The sequence below is a fragment of the Oceanispirochaeta crateris genome, from assembly GCF_008329965.1.
Classification (GTDB): Bacteria; Spirochaetota; Spirochaetia; order DSM-2461; family DSM-2461; genus Oceanispirochaeta; species Oceanispirochaeta crateris.
Window position 1 is genome coordinate 1,177,323 of the sequence record NZ_CP036150.1, and the last position, 24,260, is coordinate 1,201,582.

At 40.2% G+C, this 24,260-nt stretch carries 21 protein-coding genes; all 21 read left to right on the plus strand.

Translation table 11 applies throughout. The features are described from left to right. Positions 1-115: 115 nt before the first annotated feature. The 21 genes from EXM22_RS05355 to EXM22_RS05450 all read left to right on the plus strand — a co-directional run bounded on the left by EXM22_RS05355 (position 116) and on the right by EXM22_RS05450 (position 24,198). A complete protein-coding gene (locus tag EXM22_RS05355) occupies positions 116-4,120 on the plus strand; it encodes a FlgD immunoglobulin-like domain containing protein (RefSeq protein WP_149485523.1) in 4,005 nt (1,334 codons plus the stop codon). After that, on the plus strand, positions 4,081-6,288 hold the full coding sequence (gene rlmKL, locus EXM22_RS05360; RefSeq protein WP_149485524.1) for a bifunctional 23S rRNA (guanine(2069)-N(7))-methyltransferase RlmK/23S rRNA (guanine(2445)-N(2))-methyltransferase RlmL: 2,208 nt from the start codon (positions 4,081-4,083) through the stop codon (positions 6,286-6,288). Before EXM22_RS05355 ends, rlmKL begins: the two co-directional genes overlap by 40 nt. Positions 6,289-6,333: 45 nt before the next feature. Beyond that, positions 6,334-6,468 carry a hypothetical protein gene (locus tag EXM22_RS18490; RefSeq protein ID WP_281289932.1) on the plus strand — a complete coding sequence of 45 codons (135 nt, stop codon included), beginning with the start codon at positions 6,334-6,336 and terminating at the stop codon, positions 6,466-6,468. Beyond that, positions 6,461-8,227, plus strand: coding sequence for a hypothetical protein (locus EXM22_RS05365; protein ID WP_149485525.1), 1,767 nt, complete (start codon positions 6,461-6,463; stop codon positions 8,225-8,227). The genes EXM22_RS18490 and EXM22_RS05365 overlap by 8 nt, the downstream gene beginning before the upstream one ends. 46 nt (positions 8,228-8,273) lie before the next feature. Next, positions 8,274-8,633: an Hpt domain-containing protein gene (locus tag EXM22_RS05370; RefSeq protein WP_149485526.1), complete on the plus strand. Its 360-nt coding sequence runs from the start codon at positions 8,274-8,276 to the stop codon at positions 8,631-8,633. Then, positions 8,630-9,220 carry a chemotaxis protein CheD gene (locus tag EXM22_RS05375; RefSeq protein WP_149485527.1) on the plus strand — a complete coding sequence of 197 codons (591 nt, stop codon included), beginning with the start codon at positions 8,630-8,632 and terminating at the stop codon, positions 9,218-9,220. Before EXM22_RS05370 ends, EXM22_RS05375 begins: the two co-directional genes overlap by 4 nt. A 173-nt stretch (positions 9,221-9,393) precedes the next feature. Continuing rightward, positions 9,394-9,759 carry a response regulator gene (locus tag EXM22_RS05380; protein WP_342780279.1) on the plus strand — a complete coding sequence of 122 codons (366 nt, stop codon included), beginning with the start codon at positions 9,394-9,396 and terminating at the stop codon, positions 9,757-9,759. A 2-nt stretch (positions 9,760-9,761) separates the two neighbouring features. Further along, positions 9,762-10,046: an STAS domain-containing protein gene (locus tag EXM22_RS05385; protein WP_149485529.1), complete on the plus strand. Its 285-nt coding sequence runs from the start codon at positions 9,762-9,764 to the stop codon at positions 10,044-10,046. Positions 10,047-10,061: 15 nt separating this feature from the next. Continuing rightward, the gene (locus tag EXM22_RS05390; protein WP_149485530.1) at positions 10,062-12,170 is read left to right on the plus strand and encodes a chemotaxis protein CheA; all 2,109 of its coding nucleotides are present in this window, start codon (positions 10,062-10,064) and stop codon (positions 12,168-12,170) included. After that, the gene (locus EXM22_RS05395) at positions 12,154-12,999 is read left to right on the plus strand and encodes a CheR family methyltransferase (RefSeq protein ID WP_149485531.1); all 846 of its coding nucleotides are present in this window, start codon (positions 12,154-12,156) and stop codon (positions 12,997-12,999) included. The genes EXM22_RS05390 and EXM22_RS05395 overlap by 17 nt, the downstream gene beginning before the upstream one ends. A 16-nt stretch (positions 13,000-13,015) precedes the next feature. Then, the gene (locus tag EXM22_RS05400; protein WP_149485532.1) at positions 13,016-14,092 is read left to right on the plus strand and encodes a protein-glutamate methylesterase/protein-glutamine glutaminase; all 1,077 of its coding nucleotides are present in this window, start codon (positions 13,016-13,018) and stop codon (positions 14,090-14,092) included. Then, positions 14,085-15,821 carry a hypothetical protein gene (locus tag EXM22_RS05405; RefSeq protein ID WP_149485533.1) on the plus strand — a complete coding sequence of 579 codons (1,737 nt, stop codon included), beginning with the start codon at positions 14,085-14,087 and terminating at the stop codon, positions 15,819-15,821. The genes EXM22_RS05400 and EXM22_RS05405 overlap by 8 nt, the downstream gene beginning before the upstream one ends. Before the next feature lie 42 nt (positions 15,822-15,863). Beyond that, a complete protein-coding gene (locus EXM22_RS05410; protein ID WP_149485534.1) occupies positions 15,864-16,160 on the plus strand; it encodes a CRISPR-associated endonuclease Cas2 in 297 nt (98 codons plus the stop codon). Beyond that, a protein-coding gene (gene prfB / locus EXM22_RS05415) for a peptide chain release factor 2 (protein ID WP_246157080.1) occupies positions 16,153-17,263 on the plus strand; the annotation gives its coding sequence in 2 pieces (ribosomal slippage) (positions 16,153-16,221 and positions 16,223-17,263; 1,110 coding nt in all). The genes EXM22_RS05410 and prfB overlap by 8 nt, the downstream gene beginning before the upstream one ends. Beyond that, positions 17,260-17,625, plus strand: a complete 366-nt coding sequence (locus EXM22_RS05420; RefSeq protein ID WP_149485536.1) for a response regulator — start codon at positions 17,260-17,262, stop codon at positions 17,623-17,625. Before prfB ends, EXM22_RS05420 begins: the two co-directional genes overlap by 4 nt. Then, positions 17,618-19,090 carry a PEGA domain-containing protein gene (locus EXM22_RS05425; protein ID WP_149485537.1) on the plus strand — a complete coding sequence of 491 codons (1,473 nt, stop codon included), beginning with the start codon at positions 17,618-17,620 and terminating at the stop codon, positions 19,088-19,090. Before EXM22_RS05420 ends, EXM22_RS05425 begins: the two co-directional genes overlap by 8 nt. A gap of 1 nt (position 19,091) precedes the next feature. Continuing rightward, positions 19,092-20,003, plus strand: a complete 912-nt coding sequence (ftsY, locus tag EXM22_RS05430; protein ID WP_149485538.1) for a signal recognition particle-docking protein FtsY — start codon at positions 19,092-19,094, stop codon at positions 20,001-20,003. Continuing rightward, positions 20,000-21,013 carry a hypothetical protein gene (locus EXM22_RS05435; RefSeq protein WP_149485539.1) on the plus strand — a complete coding sequence of 338 codons (1,014 nt, stop codon included), beginning with the start codon at positions 20,000-20,002 and terminating at the stop codon, positions 21,011-21,013. Before ftsY ends, EXM22_RS05435 begins: the two co-directional genes overlap by 4 nt. Beyond that, positions 21,010-22,230: an ABC transporter permease gene (locus tag EXM22_RS05440; protein ID WP_149485540.1), complete on the plus strand. Its 1,221-nt coding sequence runs from the start codon at positions 21,010-21,012 to the stop codon at positions 22,228-22,230. Before EXM22_RS05435 ends, EXM22_RS05440 begins: the two co-directional genes overlap by 4 nt. Continuing rightward, on the plus strand, positions 22,223-22,906 hold the full coding sequence (locus tag EXM22_RS05445; protein WP_149485541.1) for an ABC transporter ATP-binding protein: 684 nt from the start codon (positions 22,223-22,225) through the stop codon (positions 22,904-22,906). The genes EXM22_RS05440 and EXM22_RS05445 overlap by 8 nt, the downstream gene beginning before the upstream one ends. Next, the gene (locus EXM22_RS05450) at positions 22,903-24,198 is read left to right on the plus strand and encodes an ABC transporter permease (RefSeq protein ID WP_149485542.1); all 1,296 of its coding nucleotides are present in this window, start codon (positions 22,903-22,905) and stop codon (positions 24,196-24,198) included. Before EXM22_RS05445 ends, EXM22_RS05450 begins: the two co-directional genes overlap by 4 nt. Positions 24,199-24,260 lie beyond the last annotated feature (62 nt).

A 24,260-nucleotide genomic window follows, 5' to 3' on the forward strand; every position in this document is an offset into this window, starting at 1 on the left:
GGGATTATTTTTTGTTACAATTGAGATATTGTGTTGGTATTAAAGTAAGTTTAACATGGCAGACTCTGTTTAATATAGATGTCAAAAACTGTGGGAGTATACTGTGAGAAATCCAATGAAGAAAATTCTAATCTTGACAATCTTGGCATTAACACTGTCAGAATTTCTGGCAGCAGAATCAACAGGGGAATTGGCATATCCCCTCTATTCCCCCCGGTTCCTAGGAAATGGGGCCACAATTACGGGGATGGAAACACCTCAGTCAGCCAGTCTGAATCCGGCAGCATCCGGTAATTTTCAGGGCAAGATTCTTGATATTAATTATATCAATTTGTCCGGATGGGAAGAGTCCGGGATGGGTCATTCTGTCAATACAGCCTTTGCCTATCCCTCCAGATACGGTGTCTTTACGGGAGCCTTTCACTTCTTGACAACTTCCGGTTTGAATGCACCCTCAATGAATTTTGGAACCTTTGGTTCCATCAATGCCGCATTTTCAAAAGAAATATACAAGAACTTATTCACTGGATTCAGCCTCAATACAGCCTTAGGTACCGACATGGACTGGGGAGCGGGACTCAACATTGGTTTCATCCACAAGGTGGGAACAATAGGGGCCATGAAGAACTTCAGATGGGCCGGGACCTTTAATCAAATAGGAAAAGGCTATGGAACCCAGGAAAGCGGAACCTACCTCAATGCAGTCCCCAATAACCTGACCTTACAGGTCGGAGCCGGATTTGATATCATAGACAAAACAGATATAACCTGGGCAGTCAATGGAGATGTGGCTTTACCCACATTTTCAGATATAAAAGTCGAAATTGGACAAAAAGTCACAATTCAGAATATTCTGAGTATCTCCACATCCTCCTCCATGATTTTGTCAGATACCATTGATGGAAATTACCAGACACTCATCCCGTCTATCGGGCTTAACTATAAATATACTTTTAAACCAAAAGAAGGTGAGAAAACAGAGAAGCAATCCAGTCAGATTGAATTTCAAACATCCGTGGCCCCCTTGTATGATGGAGTGATAGCCATAGGAGCAGGAGCGACAATTCCATTTGGAGTCCGCGATACGAATCCTCCCAATATTCAGATTGAACAAGACGATTCCATTTATATATCTCCCGATCTGAATGGTGTACAGGATGAACTTAATTTTCCCTATTCTGTCGAAGATGAACGCTACATCATGGCTTACACATTCTCAATCTACGATGAGGATGGTGTTCTTGTAAAAGAATTCAAAAATAAGGATGAAAGGCCAGAAAACGAAAGTTTCAAAAATATATTTGAACGAATGTTTGCAGCCAAGACAGGAACAACTCTGCCGGAAACATTCCGATGGGATGGTGTTATGGATTCCGGCGAACGAGCCCCCGATGGAACATATAGTTTTAAAATGGCCTTTCGTGATGATAACGACAACCTGTCAGAAACAGAAGCAAGAATGGTAGTTATCGATACGGTCCCACCAGCAATCAGTCTGGAAAAACCCGAAGGTCCTGACCTGATTTTTTCACCCGATGGCGATGGTAACAAGGATCAGCTGCAAATCAGGCAAAAAGGATCCGAAGAAAAGCTCTGGAATGGAACGATACGGAACCTAAGTGGTGATGCAGTCAAAAACATTGTATTTGAAAATGACTCACCCCAATCCTTTTATTGGGACGGAACAGATAATCAGGGAGCCATTGTCCCCGATGGTATTTACAGTTATGAGATTCAGTCCACCGACCTTTCCGGAAATCATAGCACTGAAAGACTGGAAAATATCCTTGTAAATACGGAGCAGCCCCCGGTAAGCCTGACAATTGATAATGCCTGGCTCAGTCCCGGAAATTCAGAAGGAATCAATCTTATAAAATTCGGACCAGTGATCCCCGTTACCTCGGGTATTACTGAATGGGAACTTCAGATACAGGATCTTCAAGGCAAGACTTACTGGAGCTATAATAACAGAAGAGAGGGGATTCTTGAGGTCCCCAAAACGATTAACTACACAGGAAATGCCGGTGTTAACGGCACATTGGCTGAAGGTAAGTACAGGGGATATTTAACCATACAATATCAAAATGGATATCGACCAGAAGCCTGGTCACCAGGGTTTACTGTGGATAAAACGGCACCTGTAGGAAAAGTATCAGGAGACAGCATTCTCTCTCCTGATGGAGATGGCTTCAAAGATACTCTCACACTCTCTCTGGATACAACAGAAGAGGACTACTGGGAAGGATTTATCCGCGACAGCAATAATTCAACGATCAAATCATGGTTTTGGAGAGGAAAGGCTGATCCAATGATTGTTTGGGACGGCAGGGATCAGGAAGGACGACCGGTTCCCGATGGTAAATATAGTTTCTATATGGAAGCCTTTGATAAAGCCGGCAATAGAGGGATCTCCTCCAGGCATGGATTCACACTGGATACCACAGAGATGTCTCTTCAGCTGACAGTCAGCGATGATGCCTTCTCTCCTGACAGCAATGGCGTAAAAGATGAGGTCTCTTTCTACAGCGTTGTGGATAACCCCGAGACAATTGAATCCTGGGAATTGAAAATTCTTTCAGAAAAAGATGGCAGGGCGGTAAAAACCTGGCAGGGAACTGGAGAGATTCTCTCTTCCTATACTTGGAAAGGGGAAGGGGAAAATGGAGCCAAGGTTCCCGATGGATTATATACAGCCGAAATGACAGCTGTATACCAAAAAGGTGACAGACCGACCGCCAGAACAACTGTCTTTGAAAAAGACACGGTTCCTCCCGTACTCAAAGCACAGACTGATAGAACCCTCTTTTCTCCTGATGGTGATGGTTTAGGAGATACAATTATGATTAGACAGTCATCGTCTCCCGAGGCCGTGATCTCTGCGGTTATGACCGATGATGCCGGAAATACCAAACGAACATGGTTTTGGAAAAATGCGCTTGAAAACTTGACCTGGGATGGTACAGATGAGAATGGCAACAAAGTGGCAGACGGCATGTATCATTATGAATTGGTGGCCACTGATGCAGCTGGAAACAGAAGTGAAACAAGTCTTCACAATATCGAGGTGGATACGGTTGTAACATCTGTTTATTTAACAGCTAAAAATTCCTTATTCTCACCCCTCTCCGAAGAATTCAATTCACAGATTTTCACCGTTCATGTAACAAACAACAAAGGGATTGAAAACTGGACACTCAGAATAAAAGATTCTGCTAACGCTGTAGTCAAATCTATTCAGGGTACAACCACGATTCCGTCACAGCTCTCATGGGATGGCCGCAGCGATAATGGAACTCTCCAGGAAGGAACATTCACAGGGGAACTGGAAGTCATATACCGGAAAGGAAACAGACCAGTAGCCCTCAGCCGTGAGTTTATAGTTGACAATAGTGCCCCCCTGATCTCCCTAAACCTCTCTCCCGTACCATTTTCTCCTGATGATGATAATGTCGAAGACGAATTAAAAATGGGGTTGAGTGTCCGGGACTTGTCTCCTATAAGAGACTGGAATATGACCATTAGAGATCCGAAGGGAAAAGAATTTATTACTTTCGGAGGAAAGGGACGTCCTTCTGAAAGGATCATCTGGGATGGCCGATCCCGCCAGGGAGAACTGGTCCAGTCTGCAGAAGATTATCCTTATGAAATAAGAGTAACCGACTTCCTTGGCCACTCCACAACAGAGAAAGGTCTGATTCCTGTAGATATCCTGGTCATAAGAGATGGCGATAGACTCAAAGTCAGAATCTCCAATATTACATTTCAACCCTATAAGGCACTCCTGGTGTCAACCGGAGAGCAGGGAGATAAAAACCAGGATATCCTGAAACGACTTTCAGAAGTTTTGAAAAAATACGGTTCCTACAGTATTGTTATTGAAGGACACGCTGTGAGTGAGTATTATGACAATCCCGCCCGGGCTGCCAGAGAAGAAAAAGAAGAGCTGCAGCCACTGTCTCTGACACGTGCAGCGACGGTGAAAGAATACCTGAGAACACTGGGCATACAGGAATCTAGAATGGATGTTATTGGTAAGGGTGGAACAGAACCTGTTGTGCCTCACAGTGACCTGGAGAACAGATGGAAAAACAGGAGAGTCGAATTCATCCTGATAAAATGACCTTATACAGCCTTTTTGCGGCCTGCCCCTTGTACCTTGAAGATCTTCTTGAGGAAGAAGTTCTCCACTGGGGCGGGAAAATTCAAAAAAGAACCACAGGAGGGCTGTCCTTTACAGCGACTCTGGAAACAATATACAGATTCTGTATTCATACGAGAGTGGCAGGACACCTTCTGCTGCAGCTCAGTGAGTTTGATTTAACAGAGGACCTTGAATCTGTCCGTAAAGAGGCTCTGCATTTTCCCTGGGATACAATCATGCTCCCAGAGGCGACTTTTTCCTGCAGAGCCTCAGCCAAGGGGCGTGGAAATATAAACCAGCAGCTTGCTTCTTTAAAACTCAAAGATGGTATTGCAGATTACTGGCGGGAAAAAACCGGAAGCCGGCCTGATGTGGATAGACAGAATCCGGATATAAAGGTTCAAGTCCATATTCAGGACTCTCAGAAGGGACAAATGTACCTGGATTTATCCGGAGAAACACTTTCCAATAGAGGATATAGAATCAAGGCTTCCTCGGCGGCCTTAAGGGAAAACACTGCCGCAGGTTTACTCCTTCGATCCGGCTGGAAAAAGATCTCTCAAGAAAAGTGTGTATTTTTGGATCCCATGTGCGGTAGCGGAACTCTTCTGGTAGAAGCCGCCATCATCGCAGGAGATCTTCCTGCCAATCTGTATAGAAGCCATTATGGATTTATGAACTGGAAATCTCACAACCAGGATCTCTGGGAGGAAATTACAGATCAGGCAGAACAAGAATGGAAGAAAGGGATTGAAACACTCCCAAGAATAACCGGTTATGACAATGATAAGAATGCGATTGCATCGGCCATAGACAATATAAAAAGAGCTGGTCTTGATAAGTATATACATGTGGAAAAAAGAGCTCTGGAAGACTTAGCCCTCACGGAAGCTCAGATGGCGGCTCCGGGCGGTTTGGTTGTAACAAATCCCCCTTATGGTGTGAGAATAGGCGAAAAGAATGCCCTGTATTCTCTGTATCGAAGCCTGGGAGACCAAACACGGAGCCCTCAGTTCAAGGGTTGGAATATGTCCGTGATTTCAAATGATATATCTCTTTTGGGGGCCATAGGATTACGCCAAAGCCGTGAAAACAAGATCATGAATGGCGCACTGTCATGCGCGATTTACCATTATGAATTGTTTGGGAGTGAACAAAAGAAAAAGGGTCCTGAAAAAGTTCAGCTAGAAAATGAGCTACACATAAGTGAAGAAGGAACACAATTCCTCAACCGACTGATTAAGCGGAAAAAGCACCTGGGAAAATGGCTTAAAAGAGAGAATGTAAGCTGCTATAGGCTTTACGATGCAGACTTGCCCAATTTCAATTTTGCCATAGATGTCTATGAAAACAAATGGATACACATACAGGAATATAAACCACCCGTTTTTATAGATATGGACAAAGCCGAAATACGAACGAAAGAAGCCATAAAGATTCTTAAGGATCTATTCTCACTACAGCATAATCAGATTTTCCTGAAGCAAAGGCGCAGACAAAGGGGCCAGGACCAATATAGACCTCTGGGATCACAGGGAGAACGCTATCTCATTCAAGAATGGGGTCAGAGGATTTGGGTGAATTTTACGGACTACCTAGATACAGGACTCTTCCTTGATCATAGAAACATTCGCAAATATCTTTTGGAGAATAGCAAGGGAAAGTCAGTATTGAATCTTTTTTCCTATACCTGTACCGCCAGCCTAATGGCAGCTTCCGGCGGTGCATCTAAAGTTGTTTCTGTAGACAGTTCTAAGACTTATTTAGCCTGGGGAAGAGATAACTTTAGTTTGAACAAGATTTCTGATACACATCACAGCTTTGAACAATCAGACAGTTTCGATTGGTTAAGAGCCTCTAAGGATTATTTTGATGTGATCTTTCTTGATCCGCCAACATTTTCTAACTCAAAATCAAGAGCGTCTGTATTTGATATTCAAAATGATCACGCGGCCCTTATTCATCTGTCCATGAAAAGGCTGAAAAAAGATGGATTGCTAATATTCTCCAATAATTTCAAACAGTTTGAACTGAAAGAAGAACTCTTAGCGGAATACAATATTTCAGAAGAAACAAAATGGACCGTTTCGGAGGATTTTTTAAAAAAGAAATCGGGACACCGCTGCTGGTTCATCCGGATTAAATAATCGAATAGAATTGAATATCTGAATGTCTGCGTATATTATGTAGTTATGTTCTGGAAAAGAATACTATCAGCAGTCATGCTGGCATTGGGCATGGCACTCATATTTCGCAGTCTCCTCAATCTAATACCCGTATTAAGAAATAGAAAAAAAGATAAAAAGGCAGAGTCCGGGGATGAATGAAGAGAGTATAAAAGACGAATCCTCCCAGCTTCCTGCTGTTTTTCAGATGGATTTACAGAAGCGAGAAGAATTTTTGTCTCAAGTGGGTAGTTTTACCCAGGAACAAAGAAGAATATTTCACAGAATATGCGATTTTTTTAATCCTTCTCTAGATTATAATCGCTTTGTCCTTCACGCAGGTAAAGATATACTTTTTGCAAATAATCAGATTGAGATTCTGATGAAAAAGATTAAGAACGCCCACTATGGACTCTTAAAATTCAGAGTTGTAGAGGGTGAGCTTAAACCCGACAAAATTATTATATCCAATAGGGATTCCAAAGAGTATTACAGTAATCTCGTAGAAGATGAAATCCAGAGGTTACTCATAGATGAATCCTTGTCTTTTTTAACACTCTCAGATCTTGAAAATCAGAATCAGAGAGTTCCCTTTGATTTGTTGGAAACAATACATCCGGAATCTCTAAGCCCGCAGTTCATTAATGATGAAAAGGGGAAGTCCTCCATTTACACGATTCCATTAAAAACAAACGGCGCCCTTCTGGCGACATCGGAATCGCTTGAATACCTGATCATACTCAGCCGGAATAGAATCAGATCCTATCTGAATAATACCTCTTTTATTTCAATAATTTCCCGCTATATGGATACAAAAATCAGTGAAATTCAGAAACTTCAAAATACAACTGATAGTAAGTTCTGGTTCAATCTTTCACTCAAGATTCTGCAGAATAAAGAGGATTTGAAGTTAAGACTAAAACACCTTGAAGAAACTCTTTTCCAGTCCAGTGAATTGATTCATCACTTTTTAAAGAATGCCGGAAAAGAAGAAGAACAAAAAAGGGAAGATAATGCAGCTAAGGAAGCCGCATTAGATGAAGTTTGTATGGAAATCCTTAAAAAAGAGGACTTTCTTGTCACTGATGAGGAATTAAAAAAGTTACTAGATCCTTACACCAAAAGATGGGCTAACTTTAAAGAATATTTTTATGAATCTGCTGTAAAAGTAAATAATAAGATCGGATTACCCCTGATATTGAGTGTTCAAAACAAATATATACACAGAGATCATGTGTATCCCTATTTTCGATCTGAACTATCAATGCAGTCAAAAGAATTAAAATTCCATTACATACAGCTTATGGAACGAATGCTGAGGACAGGAAACAAAGATAGAATTACCGTGTTTTATACAAGAGATACATTTAAAGAAGATGTGTTGGAGATGATCAAGAAAGACACACCTGTTCTGGCCGAGTTCTTGAGCAAACCAAGAATAGTCTCTGAAGGGATTGTTCATTATTTTAAGAATTTAAAGCGGGTAAGGGATGTTAATAAAATCAAGGATTTTATGAATAATTTCTTTGATAAGGGTGTCATACGATTTAAAGATGCGGACTACCTTCTCAATTTATATCTCCTAGAAATCTTTGAAGAGGCCTATAAGTTTTTATCCTGGTGGAAAAAACTTGTCCTAAGGCTATCTGGAAGGAAAGATAGTTTTAAGAACCAGTTTTCGGGTCTATCTGAAAAAGAGGATAACTTTCAAATCCCCTCAGCATACAGGAAAGAAGCAAAAGAACCCTCCAGATTGGGTTCTAGATATACAAGTAACGGTAAAAATAGAAAAAAGGATAGTGCTCAAAATCATTCCTCATCAAAACGGAAAAGACAGGAATCATCACAAAAGTTATACAGCGTCAAACAACGTGAAAAGGCATGGCTTGAATTTGAAGACGCCTTCCATAGAAAAAAATAGTCGTAAACGCTTAATTCAGAGTCAATCTTTGTTCTATAATTAAATTATGAGCGACTTTGAAATTTTTAAAATGACGAATCTTTTGCATTATACCGATGATGACAGAGAATTGGCCTCTGAGATGATCAGAATGGCCCTTCAGGATATGCCCGAATTTTTAAAAAAGACAGAAGACTGCCTGGTTCACCAGAAGATGGAAGAAGCAGGGCAATTCCTCCACAAAATAAAGGGAATATCCGGGGTCATTGGAGCAGAAAAGGTTCATGTTATGAGCTGTGAGTGTGAATTATCTGTAAAAACAAACTCAAATGATCTAAATGTTTTAAACTTGGTAAGAAATCTTGGATTGGCAATAGACCAGTTCTGTGAAGAAAATGATGTCCAAATTCTAGCCGGTACGCAATGATTGAATACAGGAATCATAAATTCAATCGTCAGGAAATCATCCTGCATCCCGGAGACTATTTTTGCTCCCAGGAGAATATAGTCATATCCACCATATTGGGTTCATGCATTTCTGTAGCTCTTATAGACAAGATGAATGGAAGGGGTGGAATGAATCATTTTCTTCTACCCAATCTCTCAATAAACAATCCTGAAAACATTCTCAAAAATAAAAGCTCACGATATGGTGTTTTTGCCATGGAATTATTAATCAATGAACTGATGAAAATGGGCTCCAATAAAAAAGCATTGATCGCCAAAGTATTTGGAGGTGGGTCTGTTTTAAATTTTGAAAATCAGGAAAGAAATGTAGGATATATGAATATACAGTTTATTATTCAATTTCTTGCCAATGAAAAAATTCCTGTGGCAGCATCAGATCTAGGTGAATATTGTGGAAGAAAAATCATTTTTTTCCCAGATACAGGGAAGGTTCTTGTTAAAAAACTTCAATCTAGAAAAAAAATTGACGAAATACGTAAAGAAGAGTTGGAAACAAGCAAGAGATTAGTGAATATTCAAAAGAACCGAGAGATCGTGCTCTTTTAATATTCCAGGGCATAGACTCTGATGAAATTATTAAAAATCTGGTATTGATGAAAAGAAAATGATAAACTCTGATTTATATTTCCATCGGGAAATGGAAATGCTTTTTTTATCAGTAAAGCAATATGCCGAGAGACCTGACTCGCATCAAAAGAAGAAAAACAGAGGATATGGGAATGAAAAAAATTTTAATTGTGGATGATTCAAGAACTGTTCGGGAAAGCTTAAAATTCTTCCTGACCGAAGAAGGTTATGAGGTGATTCAAGGCGCAGACGGTCAGGATGCCTTGAATGTTATCCAGGATCAGAATTGCGATCTGGTTATCACAGATGTAAACATGCCGAATATGGATGGTTTAACACTCATCGGCGAGCTGAGAAAAATGAAAAAATTCAAATTTACTCCCATACTGGTACTCACGACAGAGTCACAGCAGAATATTATGGAGAAAGGTAAAGCACTGGGAGCCACAGGATGGATCGTTAAACCCTTTGATAATGAAAAGGTCATAGGAGTCATCAGGAAAGTATTGGGAGATTGAGAATGGCAAATCGGAAAAATGAGGTTTTGCACTTTACAGGGAATCTGAATATTTGTCAGGCTGAAGAGATGGTCGATGTATTTAAGAAATGCAGGGAAGGCAACTCGGCAGTCACAATAGATTTAAAAGATGCCGAAGATATTGATTTTGCTGTGATTCAGTTGCTTTACAGCTTTAAAAAAACATTAAATGAAGAAAAAAGAAAAGTAATAATTAAGGATGTTTGTCCTAAAATTGAGGCAAGGATACAACTTTGCGACTTTCAAGATCTTCTAAGCGGGAGCTGAATGAGTATGAGTTCTATGAGTCAATTTAAAGAAACCTTTAAAGAGGAAGCCTATGAATTATTGGGCAGCTTAGAAGATCTTTTGATGCAACTTGAAGATGACCCCAATAATCCTGAGGCCATTTCTGCTGTTTTCCGCTCCATTCATACAATTAAAGGCTCTGCCTCTATGTTTGACTTTCAAGGGATAGCTTCTTTCACTCATGTTGTCGAATCAGTCCTTGACGGAGTGCGTGAAGGGACTGTGAATGTTTCAAAGAAACTCATTGATCTCACCTTGTTAAGCCGTGATCATATTTTGTCCATGCTGAATGCTGATGAAGATTCTACACCCGAATTTGAAGAAGTATCCCAAAGTATAATAGATGAAATGAAGGTTCTAACCGGAGAGATAGCTGAGCCTCAGAATGAGAACTCCTCAAAAATTGAAAAACAGGCAGACAGCAACGAAAACGTCGAATCCATTTACAGGATTCAGTTTGCTCCCGATGAAAATATTTTCCTTTCTGGAACAAATCCATTGCTCCTTCTCAATGAGTTGAGCCAAATGGGAGAGATCAGCTGTATAAGCTATAAGGATGACTTACCTGACCTTGATATATTCAATCCCGAAATATGCTATGTCCACTGGGATATATATTTAACGACCAAACAGACCCTGGATGAAATCAAGGATGTATTCATATTTCTTGATGCAAGATCTAAAATTGACATCACGAGGATCTCAGATTGGGAAGTTATGGTGAATGAAGATCCCAACCCCAAACTGGGAGAGATTCTCATTGATAAGGGATTGATACAGCCTTCTGATTTGAGTCAGATTCTGGATTCACGAAAAAAAATTGGAGAACTGCTTGTCGAAAAAGGAATGGTTTCCTCCTCTGATGTAAAGTCTGCACTGGAAGAACAGAAAATATCCAGTTCGATTAAACAAAATATGGGAACGGGAAGTACTTCTACAATCCGAGTTCAAAGCGATAAACTAGATAGCCTCGTAGACTCTGTAGGAGAACTCGTGACCGCCCAAGCGAGATTATCCCAGCTGGCAGTTCATGAAAAATCATCGGCTCTGCAATCCTTGGCGGAGCAGATAGAACGCTTAACTTCCGATCTTCGGGATAACACAATGAGTTTGAGAATGGTTCCCATTGGGAGTACATTCCTACGCTTCAAAAGGCTTGTCAGAGACTTGTCTTCCAGTCTGGATAAGAATATTCAGCTTGTGACAAAAGGCGGTGATACAGAGCTGGATAAGAATGTAATAGAGAAATTGAATGATCCTCTCGTCCATCTCATCAGAAATTCAATCGATCATGGTATTGAATCGGCCGCAGAGAGGAAAAAGAAGGGCAAAGATCCCACAGGAACCATAACTTTGGATGCCCAATATACCGGTGCAAATGTTAAGCTCATGATTAGAGATGATGGGCAGGGACTGAACAAAGAGGCCATTTTAAAAAAGGCAATTGAGAAAAAATTAATATCACCTGATGCACAACTCAGTGATGATGAAATTTTTAATCTTATTTTTATGCCCGGATTTTCTACAGCTCAGAGTGTCACCAGTGTGAGCGGACGCGGGGTTGGAATGGATGTTGTAAGAAGGCAGATAGATGCTTTAAATGGCTCCATCCACATCAAAAGCGAACATGGGGTAGGCACAGAATTTTCACTGCATCTGCCCTTTACATTGGCCATCATAGAAGGACTCTTGGTGAGGATTCAGGATGAAAAATATGTGTTTCCCCTCTCAATGGTTCAAGCATGTATGGAATTGACGGCAGAACAGAGAGAAAATCACGGTAAAAAGAGACTGATCGAATACAGAGACTCTGTGATTCCCTATATCAGACTCAGAGAACTGTTCATATACGATGAAGAATTACCCGAAAGAGAACACTTAGTGGTCATTCAGACTGAAAACACACTAACAGGATTTGTCGTAGATGAAGTTATTGGTGATCATCAAACAGTCATAAAGAATATGGGAAAACTATATAAAGGGATCAATTACATCACAGGGGCCACAATTCTGGGGGATGGAAACGTAGCCTTGATTTTAGATGTAAACCGTCTTTCAACACTTGCTAAAAAAGGGTCTACTCTGAATGATAGCAACAAGTGAAAGACCAACACTCAATGATAAGGAATTCCGGAAATTGAGCCTGTTTATCGAAACCGAACTTGGAATTCGTATGCCCGAGATTAAACGTGTGATGCTTGAATCAAGGCTGCATAAAAGATTACGGGCACTTTCTATGGATAATTTTGAATCCTACTGTGATTTTCTTTTCAGTGAAAAGGGAATGCGCATAGAATTCCCCTTTATGGTTGATGTTGTCACAACCAATAAAACTGACTTTTTTAGAGAACCGGATCATTTCGTTTATCTTGAGAATCATATTGTAAGACCCCGTTTGAAAGCCAATGGGGGAGATTGCCAATTTGATATATGGTCATCTGCCAGTTCTAGTGGTGAAGAAATATATACATTGGCCATGGTTATGGAAGGTATTCGTGAAGATTTCCAGAGGCTCCAATACACTATTGCCGGCTCAGATATATCCCAGGAAGTCTTGGGTAAAGCCAGGAAAGGAATCTATCATATGTCCCGGATTGAAGCTCTTCCCCTTGAAATGAAAAAAAAATATTTTTTAAAAAGCAAAGACTCAGATAGTGAGCTGGTAAAGGTGAAGCCGAATATTCAAAAACATGTTAGTTTTTTTCAGCAGAATCTTATGGATGATCAATACAGTATTAGAAAAAAGTTTGATGTTATTTTTTGCAGAAATGTTCTCATTTATTTCTCTCAGGAGAAGCAGAAAAAGATATTGATGAACCTCTATAGGCATCTGAAGGATGATGGCTGCCTCTTTTTAGGACACTCTGAAACAATAACAGGCTTAAACCTTCCCTATGTTTCTTTAGCCCCTACAATATATTCAAAAACTTAAAATCCGAGGATGATTAATGGCAATAGATAAAATTAAAGTATTGATCATAGATGACTCGGCTGTTGTCAGACAGACACTGTCCATGATTATAGAAGATGCAAAAGACATTGAAGTGATCAATACTGCACCGAATCCTATCATAGGTGAAAAAAAAATAGCCATCAAGAAACCAGATGTCATTATTCTGGACATAGAAATGCCCCAGATGGATGGTCTTACTTTTTTAAAAAAACTCATGTCAGAAAATCCAATTCCAACAATCATTTGTTCCAGTAAAACCGAAAAAGGTGGTCAAAATGCGATCACAGCCATTGAACTGGGAGCCGTAGAGATCATTCAAAAACCAAAAGTTGGTACGAAAGAGTTCTTACAGGAATCGAAGATAGAGATTTGTGATGTCATCCGGGCTGCATCCCATTCAAAAACCCGCGTCAAGAATCAACAGAAGAAAATGACCGTGACTCCCAAGCTCACAGCGGATGCTATATTGGCAAAATCCAAAAGACCTCTTTCAATTGATACAACCGAAAAAATTGCTGTTGTAGGTGCATCAACAGGCGGAACAGAAGCCCTCAGAATATTTCTTGAAATGATGCCCGTCAATTCCCCCGGCATCGTTATTGTGCAGCATATGCCCGAACATTTCACTAAATCCTTTGCCCAGCGATTGAACAGTCTATGCAAAATAGAGGTTAAAGAAGCAGAGAACAATGATGTTGTCTATCCTGGAAGAGCCCTGATAGCCCCGGGAAATATGCACCTTCTACTCAAACGGCAAGGATCTCGTTATTATGTAGAAACAAAAGACGGCCCCCTGGTTTGCCGGCATAAACCTTCTGTGGATGTTTTATTCCGTTCTGCAGCCCGGTATTCCGGTCCTAATACTGTGGGCATCATCATGACAGGAATGGGTGATGATGGTGCAAGGGGCATGCGCGAAATGAAAGAAGCTGGAGCCTATAATATTGCACAGGATGAAACGAGTTGTGTTGTATTTGGTATGCCTAAAGAAGCTATTAAAAGAGAGGCGGTAGACTGCATACTTCCCCTCAATAAGATTGCAGCAGAACTGATCAGGAGAACCAATGACTAAGGGACAGAATATCAACAATGAGCTAAATTCAATAGTGGACTCTCTCGGTGATGTGTACCTTAACATGGCTGATAATTATCCTAATTTGATGAAGAAACTTGAGAAAAAGATTGAATTACTGGGAGCGAATCAGGATAGTCGAGACTCTTCAGGAGTCAATATTGATTTTCTGGTAAGGGATATAAAGGAAACTGTTTCCAAAGAAGTATCAATATTAAATGATATATCCAAACGGGATACGGCTTTTCTTGATAGCATTTCCGTAGAATTAGAAACAATCAAAGACATAGATCTTAATATTGATCAGATTGAAGATGATTCAGCCGAATTGGAACTGATATCATTGAATGCTATGGTCACGGCCTTAAAATCTGGTAAAAACGGTGGAGCCTTTCCCTATATAACCGAAGAATTGCAAAAGGTATCAAAGAGTTCTGCAAAACTGAGTAATGGCTTGAAATCACGGGGACAGGACCTCAACAATTACTTTACAGATTTTCTCAAGACCATTAACAACGAAAAGAACAATCTGAACCTTCTTATCAATTCTATAGGAGCTGATTTTTCAAACCTGGCAAAGACAACTTCGGATTATCAGCTCAAGTCCTCGGGAGTCATATCAACGGTCAAAAAACAAGTCAAAGATTTTAAAAAACCACTTTACGAAATACTGGGTGAAGTGCAAAAGCATGATATTGTCAGGCAATCCATTGATCACGTAATAATGGCCATTAACCACATAAAGAAATCACCGGAAACAGGTATTGAAGATAGTCTTGAATCTTTGACCTACAGCAGCAGAGTTTATGGTTTTTGCAATGAGATCCTGGATGAAATTGATTCCGAACTCAAAAAAACATATTTTACATTCAAAGAAAAGTCGGATGACCTGAATTCATTGATTGGCTTCCTAAAGGATTCCAGTCAGACTTTAAGGTATTCAAATGAGGACCTTTCTAACCGGGACCAAATCCTAGAACTCCAGGAAAATATTCAAATTCAACTTGAAAAACTAAAAAAAGAGAGTGTTCAAGATCAAATAAAGAGCACCCTCGAGGGAATATACAAAGAAATAGCCAATTTGGAAGCCGCCTATAATGGATTTGCCAAGATTATAAGTTGGGTAAAAACTATTAATATTTCCAGCCGTGTTGAAGCAGCAAAATTACCCCATCTTGAAAATATGGGCTACATTATTGAAAATATTACCATCCGTACCGACTCTATTGAAAATTCTGTGGATATGATTATGCATAGCATCAGCCTATTTAAAAAAAATACAGACAATCTGTTTCAGGATTACTTTACTCACTCCATGAAAGATACCAGTCATATTGAGTACATAGCTGAGAATCTTCAGATGAATCTTACTCAGGTAAATAATTACAGTAAGGATCTTGACTTTAGGATGAATGAATTATTATTAACAGTAGACGATTTTATTCAGCTGCACAGTATAACGACCCAGGATTTAAAAAAAATGGATAGTCTCATGAATAAAATTCAAGAGATCATACAGGAAGTAAAAATAGAAAAATCCATGGTCGAAAAGGATCTGAATAGGCTTCTCAAACAGGAAAACCTGGAAGAATGGGAGCTAAAAGGGGATGAAATTAAGCAACTTATAGACAAATTCACCATATATATTCACAAGAAAAAGGTAGATAGAGGAAATTCCCTTGAAATGGATAAAGAGGGCGCAGTCAGTGGTGAAGTGACTTTGTTCTAATAATCTATTGACAGCGGCCTCACAGCCACATAAAGTATATTCATGTTTGTTTCTATCGTTGTTGATCTTGGTAATGAAGACAGCGAAAAAATTGTTCAGAATCTTTTATTCCGTTACGGATTCAAACAGATTCAGAAGAATGTTTTTGAGTCTCTGTCTATCAATGAAAATAATCTGTCTCGTCTGAAATTGGATCTGGATCGGTCTACCGATTTTTATGATTCGATCAGATTATATCAGTTCCCCATAAATGGAACCTTGGCCATAACATCTCTGACTGAAAAACGTTGGAGAAGAAACGTTCTGAAAGAAAAAAATCTTGGAGGCACAAATGCTTAGCGATATCTCAGCAAAACTCAAATCCCTTGATGGGGAAATATTACAAACCTGGAGGCGACTTTGACACAGTCGAACTGAAAAACCAGGCTCTAGAACTTGAAAAAGAATCGGGTGACCCAGAATTCTGGAACGATAGAGATAATGCCGAAAAAAAACTGGCCCAACTGAAAAGGCTTAAAAATAAATTTGAACCATGGGAAACACTGATACAGGATCTGGAGGATTTAAAAGCCCTTTATGAACTGGCTAATGAAGAAGAGGATGAATCTTTCGAACCCGAAATCCTTGATCAGTTAAAACACATTGAAGAATCATACAGCCGCATGAACTCTCTGGAACTTCTCAGCGAAGAAACAGATGCCCTTTCGGCTTTTATTACAATACACTCGGGAGCGGGCGGAACAGAAGCCTGTGATTGGACCAGTATGCTTTACAGAATGTACAGCCGCTGGATTGAGAGGAAAGAGTATAAGATAACTGTCATGGATACTGTGGAAGCCGAAGGGGGCATCAAGTCCATTTCTTTTCAGGTAGAGGGTGATTATGCCTATGGATACCTCAAAGGAGAAGGCGGTATACATCGCCTGGTTAGAATCTCACCCTTTGATTCCAATGCAAGAAGACATACCTCTTTTGCATCGGTCTATGTTTCTCCTGTGATCGACGATACCATTGTTGTAGATATAAAACCCGATGATATCAGGGTGGATACCTATAGAGCATCAGGAGCTGGTGGACAGCATATTAACAAGACAAGCAGTGCTGTGCGTATGACTCACCTTGAAACAGGGATAGTCGTTCAATGTCAAACACAGCGTAGCCAGTTAAAAAACCGTGACACGGCCATGAAAATGCTGAAGTCCAGATTATTCGAGTATTACAAACAGAAACAGGACGAAGAGCAATCTCAAAATGCTGCCGAAAAGAAAGATATCGGTTGGGGTTCACAGATCCGCTCCTATGTTTTTCACCCTTATACAATGGTGAAAGACCTGAGAACCCGACATGAAACAGGGAATATTCAAAATGTAATGGATGGGGATATCGATCCATTTATAGATGCATATCTTAAATATTTGTGGTCAGGGAATCAGATCGAATGAGAATACTCGTCGTAGATGACCTACCTTTCATGAGGTCCATTATCTCGGATATCGTGACCGAAAGCGGACATCTTGTGGTAGGGGAGGCAGGGGATGGAATTGAATGTTTATCCCGATATAAGTCTCTCCTGCCCGATCTTGTTCTTATGGATATTGTCATGCCCCGGATGAACGGTGTTGAGGCTTTAAAGAGTCTTAAAAAAGCATACCCCCAAAGCCGGATCATCATGTGCTCATCCCTCAGTGATCAGGATAAAATAATCAAGGCAATCCGCCTTGGGGCTTCCGATTACATAGTCAAACCATTTCAACGAAAAAGGCTTGTATCAGCCATCAACAGGGCCTGCAGTGTAAATGATTAGAAAAATAATAAGGCTGTACCTTCTTTTTCTATTCAATTTTCCAATTTTTTCCCAGGTACTCATCGACTCCTCTCTTTTAACAATACAAAAGGACTCCTGGAATATTGGAATCAACAGATTTAGCGGAACCAATCTGGCAAAACAACAAGAATATCTTCTAACCTCCTTACCGCTTTTGCTCAAAGAAGAGATTTCGGATATTGATAATCACAAAGTAAGTACTGATGAAAGACAACATATGATAGATCAGTATGTGCAGGATCAAATCATCAGTGTTGAAAAATCAATCAGCCTCATTCATAACCAAAGAGACAAGCTTCTTTTTTCAGAAGATGATGAAAAGGAAAAAAAGAAACTCTACGATGGCTTTACTCAAGAGATAATTGAAAAAAAGGAACTCTTAGAACTCTGGAAGATGCTTGATCCAGAAAAAATTCAAATACAGGAAAGCTTAGATGTAACCATAAAAAACCAGGAAGATGAGAATAATCTATTATTGCAGCCCCGTTCAAGAATACAGCAATACATGGAAAATGAAGATCTGAATTTGTTGATTTCCGGAAGTGTTGAGAAACTGGATGATTCATTTTACTTAGGATTTTCATGCTACCAGGCAGGGAAGGAAGATCCGCTTCTGAGTATTAACCGCTTGGTTGCAGAAGAAAATTTAGACTCAATTCTCCTTGATATCTCTGTAGATTTGAGGACGATCATTCTGGGAAGGAGTTGGTCTGGACTGAATGTAACGGTGACACCGTCAGATGCGATCATTCAGATCGATGGTGAGACCCATGGAGTTGGCAGCCTGAACACAAAAGTACTTGAGCCAGGTTATGTGACACTTACCATCAAAGAATCAGGATATCAAAGCTATTCAAACCAGCTATATCTGAGTCCTGAGAATACACAGACGCTCAACATAGACCTGCTTCCCGGAGAAACGGAATCCCTCTATGTATTTTCGGATCCTCCAGACTCGGATGTTCATATAGGGGCACTGTGGATTGGGAAAACACCATTATTCACCCCAAAACCAACTCAGGAAGAACTCTTAAGGATCAGTAAAGAAAATTACATGCCCTTTTATATTTCCACCGAAGAAATTAGCTCAGACAGTATAAGCGTAGATCTTGAAACCTACCTCTATACTAAAGAAAAAAGACTCAAGGATGCTAAGAGTGCATTTTATAGATCCCTGGGATGGTTCACCCTGTCGGTAGGAGTTCCTTTGATATTATCCGGCATTTACCAAAACCTGGACAATCGTTATTATAACTATGCTCTAGATTATAATAGCACTGGTGATAGCGACAGCTATACGAAGGCCATGGAATCTAAAAATCAGGCAGATATAGTTTATTACAGTTTCTGGGGGGGAATCGCTCTCAGTGGAACACTTTTTATCAATAATATGTTCAAGCTGTATGACTACCTAAGAGCTGCAGAAGAATCAACCGAGGAATAATATGTTCTGGAAAAAAAAGAAAAAAGATAATGAAGAAACTCCCAAATCCAATCTAGGTCGTCTCATCTCAGATCTATTTAGTAAAACTGATAATCTGGAGAGTTTTTACAATGAACTGGAAGAGATGCTGATCAGTGGTGATATGGGTGGTACTGTAGCCATCGAGATAGTAGATGAACTTCGTGAGCGCGTTAAGAAAGGCAACATCAAGGAAAAAGAAAATATTCTCATTGAACTTAGATCGATTATTGCGGGTAGTCTCAAAACGGCAGAATTTTTGCCCGAACATGACACACTGAATCTATTCTTGGTTTTAGGAGTGAATGGGGTTGGTAAAACAACAACCATAGCCAAACTGTCCCAGTATTACAAGAAAAATGGTTTTCAAAAGATACTTTTTAGTGCTGGAGACACCTTTAGAGCCGCAGCCATAGATCAGTTGAAAATTCAGGGGGAAAGAACAGGAAACAGAGTCGTAGCTCAAGCTCATGGATCCGATCCCGGCGCTGTCATCTATGACAGTATTTCTTCTGCCAAGAGTCACGGTGAAGAATTGATTCTAGCCGATACGGCGGGAAGAATGCATAATAAAGCAAACCTTGTTAAAGAATTGCAGAAAATAGACAAAATTGTTAATTCTAATATGGCAGGCGGTCAATATAGAAAGGTATTAATACTGGATGCAACAACAGGTCAGAACGGTCTCCAACAGGCTGAGGCATTCAATGATGCGGTCCATGTGGATGGTGTAATTCTTACAAAATACGATGCCACTGCCAGAGGTGGTTTGATCGTTGCCATAAGTAGGAAATTAAACATACCGATAGCTTTTGTTGGGCACGGAGAAGGGCTGGACGATCTTTCTGTATTTGATCCTGAATCCTATTTGAATGATTTATTGGCATTGAAATGATTCTTTTTCTTCTGTGCATACTCCAATTGTCTCCACTTTATGGACAGGAGTTTTATGAATCGGATGGATTGGGGTTAAAAGGCCCCCAGGTTGATTCAATACATGATGCCCCCTGGGTACTTGAAGTCAATACTGACGAGTTTAAAACAAACAGAATCCTCTACAAAGAACAGTCTGAATATAAACGCTGGGAAGTCTCCCAACAGCTTGTAAATGATCAATATCTAAGCAGAGAACGGTATTATTACAAAGATTCCCTGAGAATCGATACAATTTCAAACCAGAATGACCAGATCATAGAAGAAATACTCTATGATTCAAACGGGAAATTTCTTGTCAAAAAAGTTTATAAATATGATGAGGCCGGCAAACTGAGAAGTATTGATCATTTGGATGACCAGGGATTTTCAGCAGACGAAATATCCATTGAATACAGATTGAACGGCTCTCTTAGAAGCCTTAAAAGCAATAAAGATGAGAGCATTGGGTGGCGTACTGGCGATTTTGAACAACAGTATCTGGAGACCCTATACATAGAGGATGAGGATCGGACAACTCTCTTTAAATATGAAGAGAACAGATTAGTGGAACATGTAATCTATTCAGCTCAATCAATGATCGAAAAAACGGTGTATGACTATTCAAGCTCAGGTATACTCCTACAGGAAATCAAAACCAAGCAATCCGACAAGAGTGAAAGCATCATTCGATATGATGATCTGGGTAGAGTAATTTCAAAGAATATCTATAGAAACAATGTTCTCGAGTTTTCTGAACTAAACTCCTACACCCGGGACAAACTGACAAAAACAATCCAGAGAAGCAGTGGTTTGGTTCTTCTGTCTGAGTATACCTACAAACCGGAAGAGGAAGACCCATATTTGAGTCTGTTCTATAGAAACGGAAATCTCAGCAAACGCTTAGAAATAACTGATGACGGGGTCCTAGAAACACTGTACAGAAATAATGAATCTGTTTTGGAAAGATTCATAGAGGATGATGATTTATGAAATGGACCAGCTCTCTATCCTCCCGCTATCTATTTACCCACAATGGACGTAAAGGTCATTTAGGAAATACACTAGCTGTCTTGGGACTCAGCATCGGGATCATGACTCTTATAACCGTACTGACAGTGATGAATGGTTTTCAACAAGGCTTTATTACAAGCATCAATGAAATTTATTCCTACCATATCCGCATATCTCTGGAAGAGCCTGAAGATTACGAGAAATTCCAGATCAAAGATATCCGTTCGGCCGTTCCCTTCACCGATCAGCAGGGAATCTTAACGACTCCTAGGGCGCTTAATTCTGGTGGACAAATTCGATTCCTCGATTTCAAAGCCGCCGAAAATGACACAGCCTTCCATGAGCAGATTAATATCATCGAGGGGCGATTCCCAGCCAATAGTCATGAAATCATTTTAGGTTCATATCTGGCCAGATATCTGGCGGTCTTACCAGGTGAAACTCTTCAGTTCTCATTTTTAAATCCCAGCACAACATCCTTTGAAAACAGAGAGTTAAAGATCACGGGTATTTTCAATTCTGGTTACTATGAATACGATAGAAATCTGGCTTTTTCGAATCTTTCAGGATTTAGTAATAATTCTCTCATTGTCGGTATTAAACTGAACAATCATTTCCGGGACAGAAATGTCATAAAGGAGATTAAGGCAAGCTATCCAGACTTAAATCCTGTGTCATGGAGGGAGTATAACAGCGCGTTCTTCAATGCTCTTAAAATTGAAAAAGTATTCATGTTTCTGATAGTGGCTCTCATATTCATCGTAGTAGCAGTCAATATCTATCACTCGATGAAAAGAAATGTTAAAGAACGCATCGCGGAACTGGCATTGCTCAAAGCCATTGGCGGGACTCCTAAGGACATACGGAGCATCTACACAAATCAGGGGATTATGATCTCTCTCATAAGCACTGTGGCCGGAACGACCCTTGGCATAATACTCTCATCCAATATCAATGAAATAATCACACTTTTACAGAGAATCCAGTACAAATTTTATGAATGGTCCCAATTTATACCCTGGAGTCAAAACAGTGTTCTCGGCGAATTCTATTTCACGGAAATACCCATTCAGTTTTTCTGGCAGGATATTTTAACAATCAATGTTTCAGCTTTTTTAACAGTCCTTATAGCCGCCTATGCGTCCATTAAAAGGGCTTCAAGAATCCTCCCTTCGGAGATTTTCAGGAATGAATAAAATGAATAGTGTAGAAATCAAAAATATGACAAAAACCTATCCCTCCGGTGATGATATTTTGCTCATCCTAGATCAGGTAGATTTTACTCTGCCCCTGGGTTCGCAGATGGCTCTAACTGGAGAAAGCGGTAGTGGTAAAAGCACCTTTCTGAACATCATTGGTGCTCTTGACCGGGCAGATTCGGGAGAAATCTTGAGTTGCGGATCAGCCCTACACAAGGCAAATGAGGCAGAAATGTCTCAATACAGGAATAAAAAAACTGGGTTTATATTCCAGTTTCATTATCTGCTCAAAGACTTTACGGCTCTTGAAAACATCATGCTTCCGGGGAGAATTCTAGGAGAGAATCCAAAAGAACTCCGGGTGAAAGCAGAAGAACTCTTAGAATCGGTTAACATGTCAAACCGAGGACATCACTTTCCGGGTCAGCTTTCGGGGGGAGAAAAGCAGCGAATAGCTCTGGCACGGGCCTTGATCAATAAACCTGAGCTGATTCTTGCAGATGAACCCACAGGAAGCCTGGATGAAAAGAATTCAAGACTTGTAGAGGATATGCTCTTTTCTCTTGCTTCAGATGCAAATGTATCGCTCATACTTGTGACGCATGACCGGAGTCTCGCATCCAGGGCCAATATTCAATACCATCTTCAAAGCGGTAAGTTGAATCCTCTATGAAATCCTTACTCTTTGAAATGACCACAAGACTCTTTATTGGTCCCAGATTAAAAGAATCAAAGCCCATATTTGGTTCTATTCTTGGAATAGCCCTGAGTATGATTCCCCTTGTGGTCGTCATATTCCTCTCTGATGGCATGATCAGAGGCATCACAGACAGATATATTGAAACGGGGACCTTTCACATACAGCTGCGCCCTTATGAGTCTTTTTCAGAAGAAGAGTGGGCCAGTACGGAAAGGGTTCTACATGAAACCGAGGGAATCAGACTCGTTGAGAAAGAACACAGCGGTATGGGCCTGGCTTATGCGGGGAATCGGCAAACAGCCGTATCGATCCGCTCCCTGGATCCGGGAATATACGATTCAGATAGTTCCTTTCGTAAATACCTCACAATAATAGAGGGAGAGTTTGATCTGAAAAGGGATGATCAAATCATACTTGGAAGAGAAACAGCAGATCAGTTGAACCTGAGGGTGGGGGATTCTATCAAGATTTTAACGGGGAAAACCCTCTCTAATGGTAAATTCATTCCTAAAATCTCCCGATTCACTGTCATGGGCATCTTTACGACGGGATATCAGGATCTTGATAGACTCTGGGTCTTCATCGATCTAAATAAAGGAATGAAGATTCTCCAGGATAGTGAGTCTTCAAGTCAATTCCTCATCAAGGTGGATGAACCCTATGCTGACCTGACTCCACAGCTGAAAGAGATCAGAAAAGCCTTGGGAAACCAACGTTGGGGTCTCTACACATGGCAGTCTCTTAACCGTTCACAACAAAGTAATTACCAAACCACTAAACTGATATTAATTCTCATTATGGCTTTAATTGTCCTCGTTGCTATCATGAACATATCGTCCTCTATGATCATGCTTGTCATGGAGAATGAGCAGGAAATAGGAATTTTAAAAAGCATGGGAATGGGTAACTCATTTTTATCCCTGCAGTATATTTTAACCGCCGGAATTGCAGGTGGTACGGGCAGTCTCCTTGGAATTGGTGCGGGAACCCTGATTGTCGTGAATTTCAATTCTTTGATTTCTTTTTTAGAAAAGATCATTAATTCATCGGTGCATCTGTTTTACAATCTCCTTGGATTTCCGACTCCCCCGGAGATTTCCCTGCTAAGCAGCCAATATTACTTAGAACAGTTCAGCATTAATATTGATGGTGAGATTCTCATAATCATATTTGTGTTAACCCTCGCTCTCTCCATGGCGGCGGCTCTCATACCCGTAAGACATATTGGTAAAATTATACCCCTTGAAATCCTGCGAAAACACTGAATTTTCTGGATGATATAACAGCAAAAAGAACAGATGTTCATAAAGCCTCTTATTTAATACTT

Coding starts and splice junctions, on each gene's coding strand:
- EXM22_RS05410 (WP_149485534.1), top strand. CDS start 15,864: ATGTTTGTTTCTATCGTTGTTGATCTTGGTAATGAAGACAGCGAAAAA.
- EXM22_RS05375 (WP_149485527.1), top strand. CDS start 8,630: ATGATTGAATACAGGAATCATAAATTCAATCGTCAGGAAATCATCCTG.
- EXM22_RS05395 (WP_149485531.1), top strand. CDS start 12,154: ATGATAGCAACAAGTGAAAGACCAACACTCAATGATAAGGAATTCCGG.
- EXM22_RS18490 (WP_281289932.1), top strand. CDS start 6,334: ATGTTCTGGAAAAGAATACTATCAGCAGTCATGCTGGCATTGGGCATG.
- EXM22_RS05445 (WP_149485541.1), top strand. CDS start 22,223: ATGAATAAAATGAATAGTGTAGAAATCAAAAATATGACAAAAACCTAT.
- EXM22_RS05400 (WP_149485532.1), top strand. CDS start 13,016: ATGGCAATAGATAAAATTAAAGTATTGATCATAGATGACTCGGCTGTT.
- rlmKL (WP_149485524.1), top strand. CDS start 4,081: ATGGAAAAACAGGAGAGTCGAATTCATCCTGATAAAATGACCTTATAC.
- EXM22_RS05420 (WP_149485536.1), top strand. CDS start 17,260: ATGAGAATACTCGTCGTAGATGACCTACCTTTCATGAGGTCCATTATC.
- EXM22_RS05385 (WP_149485529.1), top strand. CDS start 9,762: ATGGCAAATCGGAAAAATGAGGTTTTGCACTTTACAGGGAATCTGAAT.
- EXM22_RS05450 (WP_149485542.1), top strand. CDS start 22,903: ATGAAATCCTTACTCTTTGAAATGACCACAAGACTCTTTATTGGTCCC.
- EXM22_RS05370 (WP_149485526.1), top strand. CDS start 8,274: ATGAGCGACTTTGAAATTTTTAAAATGACGAATCTTTTGCATTATACC.
- EXM22_RS05355 (WP_149485523.1), top strand. CDS start 116: ATGAAGAAAATTCTAATCTTGACAATCTTGGCATTAACACTGTCAGAA.
- EXM22_RS05440 (WP_149485540.1), top strand. CDS start 21,010: ATGAAATGGACCAGCTCTCTATCCTCCCGCTATCTATTTACCCACAAT.
- EXM22_RS05435 (WP_149485539.1), top strand. CDS start 20,000: ATGATTCTTTTTCTTCTGTGCATACTCCAATTGTCTCCACTTTATGGA.
- EXM22_RS05425 (WP_149485537.1), top strand. CDS start 17,618: ATGATTAGAAAAATAATAAGGCTGTACCTTCTTTTTCTATTCAATTTT.
- EXM22_RS05365 (WP_149485525.1), top strand. CDS start 6,461: ATGAATGAAGAGAGTATAAAAGACGAATCCTCCCAGCTTCCTGCTGTT.
- EXM22_RS05380 (WP_342780279.1), top strand. CDS start 9,394: ATGAAAAAAATTTTAATTGTGGATGATTCAAGAACTGTTCGGGAAAGC.
- EXM22_RS05405 (WP_149485533.1), top strand. CDS start 14,085: ATGACTAAGGGACAGAATATCAACAATGAGCTAAATTCAATAGTGGAC.
- ftsY (WP_149485538.1), top strand. CDS start 19,092: ATGTTCTGGAAAAAAAAGAAAAAAGATAATGAAGAAACTCCCAAATCC.
- EXM22_RS05390 (WP_149485530.1), top strand. CDS start 10,062: ATGAGTCAATTTAAAGAAACCTTTAAAGAGGAAGCCTATGAATTATTG.